12 protein-coding genes are annotated in these 14,049 nt (G+C 64.5%); 5 read left to right on the plus strand and 7 right to left on the minus strand.

Annotated elements, in window-relative coordinates; genetic code table 11:
* Positions 1 to 23 precede the first annotated feature (23 nt).
* The 3 genes from NCS67_RS06865 (at position 24) to NCS67_RS06875 (ending at position 3,411) form a co-directional block, all read left to right on the plus strand.
* The gene (locus tag NCS67_RS06865) at positions 24 to 266 is read left to right on the plus strand and encodes a DUF2795 domain-containing protein (RefSeq protein WP_034473428.1); all 243 of its coding nucleotides are present in this window, start codon (positions 24 to 26) and stop codon (positions 264 to 266) included.
* A 503-nt stretch (positions 267 to 769) separates the two neighbouring features.
* The gene (locus NCS67_RS06870) at positions 770 to 1,162 is read left to right on the plus strand and encodes a DUF2946 domain-containing protein (RefSeq protein ID WP_284504058.1); all 393 of its coding nucleotides are present in this window, start codon (positions 770 to 772) and stop codon (positions 1,160 to 1,162) included.
* Between the two features lie 161 nt (positions 1,163 to 1,323).
* Positions 1,324 to 3,411 carry a TonB-dependent receptor family protein gene (locus tag NCS67_RS06875; RefSeq protein WP_033537159.1) on the plus strand — a complete coding sequence of 696 codons (2,088 nt, stop codon included), beginning with the start codon at positions 1,324 to 1,326 and terminating at the stop codon, positions 3,409 to 3,411.
* Positions 3,412 to 3,426: 15 nt separating this feature from the next.
* Here the strand turns inward: NCS67_RS06875 and NCS67_RS06880 are convergent, their stop codons facing one another.
* On the minus strand, positions 3,427 to 5,808 hold the full coding sequence (locus NCS67_RS06880) for an AsmA family protein (RefSeq protein ID WP_034473425.1): 2,382 nt from the start codon (positions 5,806 to 5,808) through the stop codon (positions 3,427 to 3,429).
* A gap of 124 nt (positions 5,809 to 5,932) precedes the next feature.
* Here NCS67_RS06880 and NCS67_RS06885 point away from each other — a divergent pair, with 124 nt between their 5' ends.
* Positions 5,933 to 6,622: an ABC transporter ATP-binding protein gene (locus NCS67_RS06885; RefSeq protein ID WP_250434803.1), complete on the plus strand. Its 690-nt coding sequence runs from the start codon at positions 5,933 to 5,935 to the stop codon at positions 6,620 to 6,622.
* Positions 6,619 to 7,434 carry an ABC transporter permease gene (locus NCS67_RS06890; protein WP_008349446.1) on the plus strand — a complete coding sequence of 272 codons (816 nt, stop codon included), beginning with the start codon at positions 6,619 to 6,621 and terminating at the stop codon, positions 7,432 to 7,434. The genes NCS67_RS06885 and NCS67_RS06890 overlap by 4 nt, the downstream gene beginning before the upstream one ends.
* A 1-nt stretch (position 7,435) precedes the next feature.
* Here NCS67_RS06890 and NCS67_RS06895 read toward each other — a convergent pair whose 3' ends face one another.
* The 6 genes from NCS67_RS06895 to NCS67_RS06920 form a co-directional block, all read right to left on the minus strand.
* Positions 7,436 to 7,912 carry a VOC family protein gene (locus NCS67_RS06895; RefSeq protein WP_008349443.1) on the minus strand — a complete coding sequence of 159 codons (477 nt, stop codon included), beginning with the start codon at positions 7,910 to 7,912 and terminating at the stop codon, positions 7,436 to 7,438.
* Positions 7,913 to 7,950: 38 nt separating this feature from the next.
* The gene (locus tag NCS67_RS06900) at positions 7,951 to 8,424 is read right to left on the minus strand and encodes a VOC family protein (protein WP_008349441.1); all 474 of its coding nucleotides are present in this window, start codon (positions 8,422 to 8,424) and stop codon (positions 7,951 to 7,953) included.
* Positions 8,425 to 8,556: 132 nt separating this feature from the next.
* The gene (locus NCS67_RS06905) at positions 8,557 to 10,494 is read right to left on the minus strand and encodes a hybrid sensor histidine kinase/response regulator (protein ID WP_008349438.1); all 1,938 of its coding nucleotides are present in this window, start codon (positions 10,492 to 10,494) and stop codon (positions 8,557 to 8,559) included.
* A gap of 74 nt (positions 10,495 to 10,568) precedes the next feature.
* Positions 10,569 to 11,033: a response regulator gene (locus tag NCS67_RS06910; protein WP_008349436.1), complete on the minus strand. Its 465-nt coding sequence runs from the start codon at positions 11,031 to 11,033 to the stop codon at positions 10,569 to 10,571.
* Positions 11,026 to 13,398: an ATP-binding protein gene (locus tag NCS67_RS06915; RefSeq protein WP_244807386.1), complete on the minus strand. Its 2,373-nt coding sequence runs from the start codon at positions 13,396 to 13,398 to the stop codon at positions 11,026 to 11,028. Before NCS67_RS06915 ends, NCS67_RS06910 begins: the two co-directional genes overlap by 8 nt.
* Entirely contained in the window at positions 13,395 to 14,024 is a 630-nt protein-coding gene (locus NCS67_RS06920; protein ID WP_008349429.1) for a biliverdin-producing heme oxygenase, read from the minus strand. The genes NCS67_RS06915 and NCS67_RS06920 overlap by 4 nt, the downstream gene beginning before the upstream one ends.
* Positions 14,025 to 14,049 lie beyond the last annotated feature (25 nt).

The following is a 14,049-nucleotide window of genomic DNA, read 5'->3' on the forward strand; positions in this document are numbered from 1 at the left end:
CTGACTCGACACCGGACCTCGGAATGACCGACACGCACGCAAAACACGCCTTGAACGACGAGCCGATCGACAACGAGATCGCCCAGGTATTACGTCTCGTGAAGTACCCCGCCAACAAGGACGCGATCGTCGATGCCGCGCGCGAGGCGGGCGTATCCAACGACGTCATCACCGTGTTCGACGGCCTGCCCGAGCAGGACTACACGGACGCGAATTCGGTCGAACAACTGCTGGGCAGCAACGGCGGTCCCGGCATTTCGATCTGAGCCTGGCGCGCGGCACGATCGCGATGCACGCGCTCGCCCGTCTTCGATCAGGTCGTACAAATCTTTATTCATCAGAGACTTAACGCGTCTACGCAAGGCTTTTCAACACTACTGTCCACAGAAATTGTGGATAAGTCGGGCATCGCATCGATGTCGCGCGCGCGAGCGAAAAAGTGGCGCGATGCGCGTCGCGCGGGGATTTCAGCGCGAAATCAAGAAACTAGATGAGTCACCAAGCGGTTTTCCACAGCCCTTTCCCCGTGCGCTGGGGATAAGTTATGCAAAGCCCGATACGCATTGATGCAACCTGAAGCGCGCATGACTTTTCCTTCGGCATCAGTCATTTAGCAGACTTTTAGGCGCGTTTTCAACAGGGTGCTCCCCAATCGATGGGGACAACATGTCCGCGCGCTGATGGCGAAAATTTATGTCCGCTTTGCTTTGTAATACAAAGTAAGCGGGTGGCATAATCCCGCCACTCGGGATTGCAAATCTTCGTCCTCATGCGCAGTCGCTTCCATCAACGAACGGGTTCACTGCTGGCATTGCTCGCAATGCTGCTGATCACGTTCGCGCCGATGGTCTCGCAACTGATCGCCGCCAGCGCGCATGCCGACGAACTCACCGCCGAGCTCTGTTCGGCGCATGCGTCGACAGTCGAGCGTTGGGGCGGTCATCATTCGACGCATTCGACAGACACGCTCGCGCATCTCGACGACCAGGCTTGCGGCTACTGTCACTTCTTCGCGCACGCGCCCGCCATCTCCGCTGCACGCGCCCCCGCAGCGCTCGACGTTCCTGCACGCCGCAGCGTCGCGGTCGCGCGGATTCGCATCGAGCGTCCCGCGCCTCCTTTCACCACTGCGCAGCCTCGCGCCCCTCCGGTTCTCGTCTGATTTCGTTCTAACGAATCGATGCCTTTCGCGGCATCGAACGGCGCCGCGCGTCCATCGCGTCGCGCCGCGCTCATTCATCACGAATTCGAAGAAGAACCATGCTCACTTTCAGCAAGGGGCGGCGTCGTGCCGTCCGCACACGCAGAAGCGAGGACGCTGCCATGAAGCGACTCGCCCGACAACGCGCCCTCATGACGGGCCTCACCGCGCTCGCCGCGACCCGCGCATTCGCGCAGGCCGAACCCGCGACGCTTCCCGCCGTCATCGTTCAAGGACAGGCGCAACATTCGCTGACATCGCAAAACGTCGCCGATCAGAAGCGCACGCTCGACGCGACGGTCGGCTCGGTCGGCTTCGTCGATAGCGCCGATTACCAGAACACCTACGCCTTCACGTTGCGCGACGTCCTCAAGAACGTGCCCGGCGTGTTCGTGCAGAACCGCTACGGCCAGGAGTTGCGCCTCTCGATTCGCGGCTCGGGCCTCGCGCGCGGCTATCACACGCGCGGGCTGGAGATACTGCAGGACGGCATCCCGACCAATCTCGCCGATGGCAGCGGCGACTACTATCAGATCGACCCGCTCGCGCTGCAATCCGTCGATGTCTACAAGGGCGGCAACGGCCTCGCGTACGGCTCGTCGATGATGGGCGGCGCGATCGATTTCGTCACGCCTTCCGCCTACACCGCCGATGCGCCGAACATCGTGCGGCTCGAAGGCGGCAGCTTCGGCACGATCCGGGGCAGCGCGCAGTTTTCGCGCGTGATGGGTCCGCTGGATTTCATCGGCACTTTCTCGGTGAATCATGCGGACGGTTATCGCGATCACGAGCGCGGCCAGTACGAGCAGTTCAACGCGAATATCGGCTATCGATTCTCGCCGGATGTGGAGACGCGCTTCTATCTCGGCGCGTATGTCGTCGATCAGCAGCTTCCCGGCACGCTCTCGCTTTCCGACGCGCTCAACAATCCGACGAAGGCATCCGCGAGCGCGCTGGCGGGCGATCAGGCGCGCGATACGCGCACCGAGCGCATCGCCAACAAGACGACCGTCAAGCTCGATGTCGGCCAGCTCGATATCGTCACGTGGGCAATCCACAAGAGTCTGTATCACCCGATCTTCCAGGTCATCGATCAGGACGGCTGGACCTACGGCATCGCGCCGCGCTATACCGCGACGTTCAACGTGAGCGGGATGCGCAACGATGTCATCGCGGGCGCGCGTTTCTTCGGCGGCAACACGCAGGCGCGGCAGTACGTGAACGTGTCGGGCAACGAAGGCGCGCAAACGCTCGATTCGACGCAAAGCGCCTACAACTACGAGGCGTACGTCGAAGACCGTCTGTTCTTCCTGCCGACCGTCGCGCTGATGGCCGGCTTCAAGGCGTTGCGCGACGTGCGCAAGTATGTCGATCACGGCGGGCTCGCGGCCGATCCGAACTACAAGTCGGCTAGCGAGACCTTCAGCGGCGTGAATCCGAAGCTCGGATTGATGTGGCAGCCGAATCGCGACATCCAGGCGTATGTGGACATTACGCGCAGCCAGGACGTGCCGGATTTCGGCGATCTCACGCAGACCTTTTCGAGCACGACGCAATTCACGCCGCTCACGTCGCAGCATGCGTGGACGCTCGAGCTCGGCACGCGCGGCACGCGCGATCGCGTGAGCTGGGACGTCACCGCGTATCGCTCGCTCGTGCGCGACCAGTTGCTTCAGTACACGACGAATCCCGACATACCGGCATCGACGTTCAATGCGAACAAGACGGTGCTGCAGGGCATCGAAGCCGGCGTATCGGTCGATGTGTGGCGCGACGTCACGCACGCGGGCGCGGGCGACAGGATCACGCTGTCGGGCTTGTGGAACCTGAGCGATTTCCGCTTCAAGGACGATCCGCAGTACGGCAACAACCGCATCGCGGGCGTGCCGGTGAACGTGTTGCGCGCCGTGCTCGGCTATGCGCGGCCGAACGGCTTTCACATTTCCGCATCCGTCGACTGGGTGCCGGCGGGCGCGTGGGCCGACGACGCCAACACGTTGCGCGTGCCGGGCTATACGCTCATCGGCGTGCAGGCGGGGATGGACTTTCGCAACGGCCTCTCGGTGTTTCTCGACGCGCGCAATCTGACCAACAAGCGCTACGTGAGCGACATCAGCACGATCGCGGATGCGCGCACCGCGTCGTCGACCGCGATCTTCTATCCGGGCGAAGGCCGCAGCATCTTCGCGGGCGTGCGCTACGCGTTCTGAGCGCGCGGCGGCGACTTAGCTGCCGCGGTACTGCGCGGCGCTGGCGGGCGCCGGCGCCGCCGGCTTCTTCGCGTCCTTATCCTTGGACTTGGCCACGCCGGTCGCCGCCGCATCCGACGACATGTACGCCGGCGCCGCCTTCGCCTTCTGCTTCTGCCCTGCGGGCGGCGCGGTCGGCGCTTTGCCGATATCGGCGAGCATCTGCTGGCAAGGCAGCGGCTTGTTGTTGCTCGGCGCGATGAGCGGAATCAGCGCCGCGAACGGATTGATGAGACCGAGACCCACGGCGGCCGCGCCGCGCAGCGCGAGCACCGGACTCACGCCGACGTGCGGATCCTTGAACGTGCCCTTCACGTACAGCGGCGAGCGCAGGGAGAAAATGCGCAGGCCCTTCGTGTGCGGATGGATGCCGAGATCCATGTCCTCGGTCTTCAGATTGATCGTGCCGTCGACATTGATGACGGCATCGTCGGTATCGAGCGCGAACACGCGCGAATCGAGCACGCCGTCGGTCACGACGAAATCCGCCGCCGCGCAGTTGATGTTCACGTCGCGCTTGCCGAAGAGCTTCTCGTAGACCACGTTCGCCACGTTCAGCCCCGCCGCTTCCATATACAGACGGCTCACGGTGCCTTCCGTGATGAGCGCCTTCACCTCGCCGTTCGATGTCGCCGCGAGCGCTGCGGGTGAATTGCCGGTCGCGGAAAGCGCGGCGTCGCCGTTGACCTCGCCGAGCGCGGATTGCATCGTCTTCACGGTCGGGAACAGCTGCTTGAGCTTCAGATGCCGCGCCTGCGCGGACACGCGGCCCTTGAGCGGCGCGGCGCTGCCGTCGAGATGAATGTTCGATGCGAGCGAGCCGCCCGCCACGCCGAACTTGAGCGGCTCGAACGACAGCACGCCGTCGTTCATGATGACGTGCGTGTACAGATCGGTGATCGGCAGATCAGGATCCTTGATGATGCGCTGGCCGGTGAACTTGACGTCGGCATCGATGGCCTTCCAGCGATCGGTCTTGAACTCTTCGGTCGGCAGCGCCTTCGACGAAGGCTGCTTCTCCGTCTCGCCGCGCTTCGCCTTGCTCGCGTTCGAATCGGCACCGATGATCGGCGCGAGATCCTTGAACTGCAGCAGATGCGACACGAGCTCGCCCTTCAGGAGCGGACGCGGCTTCTTGCCCGCATAGACGAGCGAACCGTTGATATCGCTGCCGCCGACGCGCCCGGTGAAGTTCTCGTAGTGGAACACGTTGCCGTCCTCGCGGAACTGGCCGGTCAGACGCCCTTCGGTCGCGAACGGCGGCGTTTCGGGCAAGGTCACGCCCGTGAACGGATACAGATGCGCCATGCTCACCGCCTGAACCCACAGGCGCAGATCGAGCGCGGCCAGATGCGCCGGATCGGTCACGGTGCCGACGAACGCGATATGCGTGTCGCCGAGGCGCACGTCCGCCTGAACCGGGAACGGGCGCTTCGCGTCCTGCACGGCGAGCACGCCGCCGAGCTTGCCTTCGCCCGAAACCTTGCCGTTGTTGTACGTGCCCTTCACGGTCCAGCCGAATGCGTACGGCGGAATCGGCGGTTTCGGGCCTTCCTTGGTCGTGATGCTGGTATTGGCCGACGTGCTCGCCGGATTCGGCGCCGATGCGTTCGCCGCAGCCGCCGCCGATGCAGCCGACGCCGCCGACGCTTCCGAGGCCGCGGCCGCATCCGCTTGTTTGTTGAGCTTCGCCGCGCCGCTCTTGCCGACCATTTCCGCCGACGACTTCGCCGACGCCGCTTCCTGCTGCTTCATCACCTCGCCGATCGGCACGGCCTGGCCGAGCGTATCGATGACGACCTGCATCTCGGCCTTCGTGACTTCATCGTGGATATCGACGGTGCCCTTCGCGAGTGAAATATCGCCGAGCTTGAGATTCCAGGTCGACGGCTCGGTCGATTGCTTGAACTTGAACGTCCAGTTATTGCGATTGTCCTTGAGCCGCTCGACATCGATCGACGGATTCACGAGATTGATCGTCGGAATCACGATGTCGTGCGCGAGCAGCGGCAGCACTTCGACCTGGAAGTCGATTTCATCGAGCGTGGCGAAGTGCTGCTGGCGCGCCCAGTCCGGATTCGCGATCGTGATTTTTTCAGCGGAGAAGCGCGGCCACGGCACCCAGCGTTTCCAGCCCGTCTCGTTTGGCGGACGCTGCCAGCCGACTTTCAGATCGCCGGTGATTTCGAAGCGGCGGCCGATTGCTTCCGATACCTTGTCGTCCACCCAGGGCCGCAGCCGGTTCCAGTCGAACGTCAGAAAAATGACCACCAGTATTGCGATCAGAACCGCCAGAACGGCAAAAATCCATGCGACGATCCTTCCGATTTTTTTTCCGGTCGTTCGGGCCTGCGCCATGACGGCTCCATCCTTTTTTGCTGATTATGATTGCGGCAGCACATCGTGTGCCCGCGGCTTATGCGTCCGCTGAATGCCGAATGTCCGTAAGATGCTCATCCAAAGAACGACACACACACCCACGATGCAGGACGCGACATCGACCGAACTGGTCGCCACGCATGGCGTGATGCGCCGGGACGCCGCGCGCGGCACGGTGCTGCTGCATGCCACGGATTTCGCACTCGACAAAAGCCAGCGCGCCGCGATCACCGGACCGTCGGGCTCGGGCAAGAGCGTGTTTCTGCGCACGCTCGCGCTGCTCGATGCGTGCGATGCCGGTTTCGTTACGTGGCGCGGCGAGCGCATCGCGCGTGCGCAGATTCCGGCTTACAGGCGGCGCGTCGCGTATATCGCGCAACGGCCCGCGATGCTCGACGGCACCGTCGAAGACAATTTGCGCTATCCGTTTTCGCTGAAGGCTTATCGCGACGCGCATTTCGATCGCGATATCGCGATGCGGCTCGCGCAGGCGGCCGGACGCAACGCGGACTTCCTCGACAAGTTCGCAAGCGATCTGTCCGGCGGCGAGGCGCAGATCGCCGCGCTCGTGCGCGTGCTGCAACTCGCGCCCGACGTGCTGCTGCTCGACGAACCGACCGCATCGCTCGATCCGGCGTCGGCACGCTCGATCGAAGCGCTCGTGGCCGCGTGGTTCGACGCCGATGAAGCGCGCGCGTGCATCTGGGTATCGCACGATCCGGATCAGGCGCGGCGCGTCGCCACGCGTCATCTGACGATGAACGCGGGCGTACTCGGCGAGGACAAGCGATGAGCGGCTATCAGAACCTCAGTCTCTTCGATATCGGCCTGGCGGCGGCGCTGATCGTCGTCAATGGCGCGCTGTCGGTTGCGCTCGACCTCGGTCTCGAACGCAAGCTCTTCGTCGCCGCGATCCGCACCGTCGTGCAATTGCTGCTGATTGGATACGTGCTCGGCTGGGTGTTCGCGTTCAATCGCTGGTATGTCGTGCTGCCGCTGATGGCGCTGATGACGGTCATCGCCGGATTCGCCGCCTCCGATCGCGGACGGCGCACTTATCGCGGACAGCGCGCGGACAGCATCCTGTCGATTTGGGGCAGTTCGTGGCTGATCGGCGCGTTCGGGCTGTTCGTCGTGATCCGGATTCATCCGTGGTATGAGCCGCAATACGCGATTCCGATCCTCGGGATGATCCTCGGCAATTGCCTGACGGGCGTGTCGCTCGGCATCGAGCGCATGACGGAAGAACTGACTTCGGGACGCGCGGCGGTCGAGATGTCGCTCGCACTCGGCGCCTCGCGCTGGGAAGCGGCGCAGAGACCCGCGCGCCAGGCCGTGCGCGCGGGCATGATTCCGACGTTGAATCAGATGGCCGTGGTCGGTCTCGTCAGCCTTCCCGGCATGATGACCGGCCAGGTGCTCGCCGGGCAGTCGCCATTGCAGGCGGTGCGGTATCAGATCGTCATCATGTTTCTGATTGCGGCGGGCTCGGGGCTCGGCGTGGTCGGGGCCGTCGTGCTGACGTATCGGCGGCTGTTTTCGCGGGACCATCGGTTCATGGCGTCGAAGCTCGTCGAACGAAAAGCCCGCAAACGCGCCGCGTAGCTCACTCGCCGTTGTACGCCCGCTCGAGCGCCGGGAGATCGAGCTTGATCATCCCTTGCATCGCTTTCATGGTGCGGTCGGCTTTCACCGGGTCCGGGTCCTGCAACATGCCGAGCAGACGCGTCGGCGCAACTTGCCACGTCACGCCGAAGCGGTCCGTGAGCCAGCCGCAGGCCAGCGAACGGCCGCCGTCCATCAGCTTGTCCCAGTAATGGTCGACTTCTTCCTGCGACTCGCACTTGATGAACATAGAAACGGCCGGCGTGAACGCGAACTCCGGATTGCCGTTCAGCGCGAGGAAGTCTTCGCCTTCGAGCTCGAACATCACGGCGATGACGCTGCCGACCGGCTTCGGGCCCGACTCGGTGCTGCGCATGATGTCCTTGATGCGCGCGTTCCTGAACGTGCTGACATAAAAGTTCGCTGCCTCTTCGGCGTTGCCGCCTTGGAACCACAGACAGGGCGAAATCTTGTGCATGTGCGTTGCTCCGTTCTCACTAGCGTGCGTGGTTTCGTTCATTGACCGCAAGGCTGCTGCGCCATCGCCTGCTTCATTTCTTCCGGCGTCATGTCACGCGTATGCGTCGCGACCGACCATTGATGACCGAACGGGTCTTCGAGACGCCCGTAGCGGTCGCCCCAGAACATGTCGGCGACGGGCATCGTGACTTTCGCGCCGGCGCTTTCGGCCTGCTTCACGGTGGCGTCGGCGTCTTCGACATACAGGTGAATCGTGACCGGCGATCCGTTCAACGCCTTCGGACCGACCGAGCCGAATTGCGGGAACTCATCGACGAGCATCAGCATGGAATCGCCGATTTTGACCATCGCGTGCATGAGCTTGCCGTCGGGCCCGGGCATGCGGCCCAGCTCGATGGCGTTGAACGCGCGCTTGTAGAACTCGATCGCTTCTGCGGCGCCCGCGCACACGAGATGCGGGGTCAGCGAACGCATGCCTTCGGGAATCGGCTTGACGGCGGATTGGGACATGTCGGCTCCGTGTAGTGAGTGAGCGCGCCGGGTTTGGCGCGGTCTCATAGCCTACGACGAACGGGCCGCGCGCGAATCGACACAAGCCCGCAGACGCCTGTCAAATTTCTTCGACCGGCGCGCGCCGATAGCTTATTTCGAATGCTGTTCCGCGAGCGATTGAATCAGCGCTTCGAGCCGCGAGAAATTGACCGGCTTGGTCAGATGATCGCGAAAACCGGCTTCGCGGCAACGGCGGATGTCCTCGTCCATGCCGTAGCCCGTGATCGCCACCGACGGCTTGTCGGGCTGCAGGTTCTGCCACGCGCGCGCGATATCGAGTCCGCTGCCGTCCGGCAGGCCGATATCGCTGACGAGCAGATCGAACGGCCCGCTCTTCGCGCGTTCGAGCGCCTGAGCGACCGTTACGGCAACCGACACTTCGTGGCCGAGCATTTCGAGCACTTCGGCCATCGCCGACGACGTCTGCTCGTTGTCCTCCACGAGCAGTACCTTGAGCGCGCGTCCCTGTTCCCGGCTCGCGGCTTCGATGAGCGGCTCGTCCTCGCGCGCGGGTTGCAGTTTCGCGAGCGGCAGCGTCAGCGTGAAGCGCGCGCCCGCGTCGCGGCCTTCGCTGTAGGCCGAAAGCGTGCCGCCGTGCTTCTGCGCGAGCGTGCTCGCGATCGCGAGACCGAGCCCGAGGCCGCCGAACGAGCGCGTGATGGAATCGTCGGCCTGTTCGAACGCCGAGAAAATGCGCGGCAACGCCTCCGCGCTGATGCCGATGCCGCTGTCCGTCACGGAAACGGCGATCGTCGACGGATCCGGATTCCAGGTCCGCACGTCGATGCGCCCGCCCGCCGGCGTGAACTTCACCGCGTTCTTCATCAGATTCCAGATGATCTGCTGAAGGCGCGCCGCGTCGCCGAGCACGACGAACCGGCCCGCGTCGAAATGCGTTTCGAGCGTGAGGCTCTTCGCGCGCAGATCGGCTTCGGACATGTCGAGCGCGCTCGTCAGCAAGGTATCGAGCGCGACGCTCGCGAAATTCAGCGACAGCTTGCCGCGCGCGATGCTCGTGAGATCGAGCAGATCGTCGATGAGGCGCGCTTCCAGCTCGACATTGCGGCGGATGAGATCGAGCGTCGGATGCGCCTCGCGCGGCAGCGAGTGCTTCATTTCGAGCAGGCGCACGGCGGCGAGAATCGGCGTGAGCGGCGTGCGCAGTTCATGCGAGAGCACCGCCAGAAAATGGTCCTTCGCGCGATTCGCCGATTCCGCCTGATCCTTTGCGAGCCGCAGCGCGTCGGCGGCCATGTGGGCGTCGGTCGCGTCGCGCACGATCTTCGAAAAGCCGATCAGTTCGTCGTGCTCGCTGCGGATCGCCGTCGTCACGCCCGAGGCGAAAAACGAATGGCCATCCTTGCGCCAGAGCCAGCGGTCGTCGCTCGCGCTGCCTTCGCGCCGCGCGGTTTCCAGCTCGGCGTCGAACACGCCGCCCTCGCGATCTTCCTGCGCATAGAAGATGTTCGCGGACTGGCCGAGCACGTCCTGCGCGGGAAAGCCCAGAATGCGCTCCGACGCCGCGTTCCATGTGCGGATGCGGCCTTCGGGATCGAGCGTGATGACCGCGTAATCCTTCAGCGCATCGATGAGCAGGCGGAAATGCGTCTCCGTTTCGCGCAACGCCCGCTCGACGGCGATGCGTTGCGCGCGCTCGGCGCTCTCGCGCATCGCGCGGCGCACGACGGCGGGCAGCCGCTGCAGGCGCTGTTTCAGCACGTAATCGGTTGCGCCGCGCTTGAGCATATCGACGGCATGCTCTTCGCCGAGCAAGCCCGACACGAAGATGAACGGCGTGTCCGGGGAACGCTCGCTCGCGATCGTGAGCGCCTCGATGCCCGAGAAGGTCGGCATCACGAAGTCGGCGAGGATCACGTCGAAGCGCTTTTTCTCCAGCTCGGCGATGAACGCCGCGGAGTCGTACACGATCGACGCCTCGACCGCATAGTCCGCGCGTTCGAGCTGGGCGATCGTCAGCTCCGCATCGAGTGCGTTGTCTTCGACGAGAAGCAGATGCAGAGGCTGCATGATCTAGGCGTCCTCTTGAAAGGACGCTTGCGGGCGCACCGGCCGGGACGGATTCGTGCTCATGGGCGCAGCGGTCATTGCGCGGGCGGCGGGCGGCGAAAGCGCGTCGAGCCCGGCGGCGGCTCGTTGAGCACGGCCCAGAACACGCCGAGATCGCTGATCGCCTCGACGAATTCGGCGAATTCCACCGGCTTCACCACATATGCGTTGACGCCGAGTTCATAGCTGCGGATGAGATCCTGCTCCTCGCGCGACGACGTGAGCATGACCACCGGCACGCTCTTCAGCGATGCGTTCGAGCGGATCATGTCGAGCACTTCGAGGCCGTCGATCTTCGGCAGCTTCAGGTCGAGCAGGATCACCGCCGGATTGCCGGGCGCGCGCTCCTTCCACTCGCCTTCGGACGTGAGATAGTCGATGGCTTCCTGACCGTCGCGCGCCACGATCACCTCGTTGGCGAGCTGACTCTTGTCGAGCGCGACGAGCGTGAGCTCGAGATCGTTCGGATTGTCTTCGACGAGCAATATCGGTTTAAGCATGGTTTTTTCTTGACTTTGTATTTGGCGCGCCTTGCGTCCCGTTCGCGTTGCGGAATGTCACGGGCAGCGAGAAATAGAATACCGCGCCCTCTCCCAGCCGCCCTTCGGCCCACGTGCGCCCGTCATGACGCTCGATGATGCGCCGCACGTTGGCGAGCCCGATGCCCGTGCCCTCGAACTCTTCCGCGCGATGTAGGCGCTGGAACACCCCGAACAGCTTCGCGCCGTACTTCATGTCGAAGCCGACGCCGTTGTCGCGCACGCCGATCACGTATTCGTCGCCGCTTCGGGTCGCGAATATCTCGATTTTCGCCGATTCCCGCGTCCGCGTATATTTCACCGCGTTCGATATCAGGTTGCGCACCGCAAGCTGAAGGAAAGCGGCGTCGCCGGTCACGCGCGGCAGATCGCCGATCACCCATTCGATGCTTCTTCCGGAGCCTTCCACCTCGACTTCCTGCACGACCGACTTCACGAGCAGGCCGAGATCGACCGGCGCGGGCCGGAGCGCGGCGCGGCCCATCTGCGAGAACGTCAGCAGGTCGTCGACGAGCGTGCCCGCGAAACGCGCAGATTCCAGCATGTTGTTGAGAAACCGCCGGCTCTTGTCCGACATGCGCTCGCCTTCCTGCTCGCGCAGAAGATCGCCATATCCGGCGATATGGCGCAACGGCGCGCGCAGATCATGCGATACCGAATACGAGAACGCCTCCAGCTCCTTGTTCGCGCGCGTGAGTTCGGTCGCGAGTTCCGCGCGCTCTTCCGCGCGGCGCAGCACGATGTTCAGCAGCGCGCCGCGCAGTTCGGCGGCGATTTCGAGCTCGCTCTGACGCCACAGCGCCGAATGGCCGCGCACCGTTTCGAGCCACGGCGAAAAGCTCGTGCGCGGCGCGCTCGAGCCATCCGCGCTTTCGATCTTGACCGGCTCGCCCGCCCATTCGATCGTCTGCATCAGTTCGGGACGGAACCAAAGCAAATAGTTGCGGAAGATCTGCGAGACCGGCACCGCGAGCACGCCGCACGCCTTGTCTGCGTGCGCCTTGGCGGGCGGCCATTCGCGCGCGAGCGAATCCGTCGCCCACACGCCGGAGGTGTTTTCCGCGAGCCAGTGCGTGAGCGCGCGCACGGTGTCCTCGTCGGGCGTCGCGCCGAGCAGCGTGACCTGATCGTCGAAGACGATCGCCGCGCCCGCGGAACGCGCGAAACTCAGTACGTCGCCCGGCACGGCGCGCAAGCCGGCGACGAAGTTCTCGTGCTCGCCCATCGCCGAAATCAGGCGGCTCATCGTGCGGCGCAGCGCGCTCAGATATTCGCCCTCGGCGCGCTCTTCCTTCGCTTCGATCTGCAAGGACAGCATGTGCCCGAGATGCTCGACCGCGACGCGCGTATTGAACGGCACGATGCGCGCGCTGTGATCGTGACACGAGATGAGTCCCCACAACTGTCCCCGCACGACGATCGACACGGACATCGACGCATGCGTGCCCATGTTGCGCATGTACTCCAGATGCACGGGCGAGAAGCTGCGCAGCGTCGCAAACGTGAGATCGGTGGGGCGGCCGGTGACGGGATTCACGCTCGGCACGAGGCGCGCGGGCGTGTAGTCGACATCGGCGACGAGGCGGATACGGTTCTTCAGATACAGCGCGCGCGCCTGACGCGGAATGTCCGACGCCGGGAAGAACTGATGCAGGAACGACGGATAACTCGCGTCGCGGTCCTCCGCGAGCACGTGGCTGCGGCCTTCCTCGTCGAAGCTATAGAGCATCACGCGGCCGAAGCCCGTGATCGCCCGCACTTCGCGCACGGCGAGCTCCGCGAGCGCCTGCACGCTGCCGCCCTCCTGCAGCCCGCGCGCGAACGTGCGGACGAGCGGATACATCGACGCGAACGCATCGCCCGTCGCGGCGGCGGTCTCCATCTCGACGATGAGCGTGCCGTCATGACGATGTATCGTCACATCGAGGCGCAACGCCTTATCGGACGACGACGGCGCGAGATCGATCGGGCCGATGTAAAGCGGCGCGTCGTCGAGCGCGGACGTGGCGGCCGCCTGCCCGATGCGCTGCGCGCCCGCCGCGCCGAGCACGACATCGAGCGGAGCGCCGAGCAGTTCGTCGACACCCGCGTTCGTCAGCGAGACGAGGTTCTCGCTGACCTGCAGGATGTGCAGATCGTCGGACAGCACGAGCAGAAATCCATGCGGCTGGATGCCGCCGGGAATGTGGATCGGCTCGGCATCGCAGTCCTGGCTGGCGACGCCCGAGCTGAGCGTGCGCCGGCGCGCTTCGGCATCGGGCGGTCCTTGCGATGCTTCGCGCACGGCCCTCGCCCCGATGGGCGGCTCGCTCGCGGACTCGCTCATGAACCCGCTCCCGGCGCGGGCTGCGAATACTCGATGCCGATTGCTTCAGGACACAGCCACGCTTGCAGACTTTCGAACGTCGCGATGGCGGCTTTCACCGCATCGTCGTGAAGGCGTTCGGGCACGCTTGCCGCCGCGGTCTCGCGAAACGCGTTCCACATGCTGCCCGTGCGCGGGCCGTAGCCGTCGAAATACGCGTTGCCGATGCCCGGCGCGAGATCGAGACGCGCGGCCACATGCGGCGCGATGAAGCGGCCGCCGAGCGTGCTGCCTTCCATCACGTACATTGAGCCGATGGCATCGCCGATGTTGTCCATACGCGGCAGGTCATCGCGCGCGCCGGCTTGCGGCAGCGATCCGGCGGACGGCGTTTCACCCGTCAGCGCGGCGAGATCGGCGGCGAGGAGCGACGCCTTGCGGCGCGCATCGAAAAAGTCCGCGAGCGACGACGGCAGGCACGCGGCCGCCGCGTCTTCCCACGGCGCGACGTAACCATAGAATCGTTCGAGCAGCGCGATGTATTCGTCGCGCTGAAGGTCGTCCCGCATCAGGTCGAGCGCATTCTCCAGCCGCGCGTGGCACGCAGCGGTTTCGTTCTTCAGACGGGACAGAAGGTCGAGTGGCATGTTCCGTTGTGTTGGCTTCAGTCCG

The organism is Caballeronia sp. ATUFL_F2_KS9A (assembly GCF_023630765.1).
GTDB lineage: Bacteria > Pseudomonadota > Gammaproteobacteria > Burkholderiales > Burkholderiaceae > Caballeronia > Caballeronia zhejiangensis.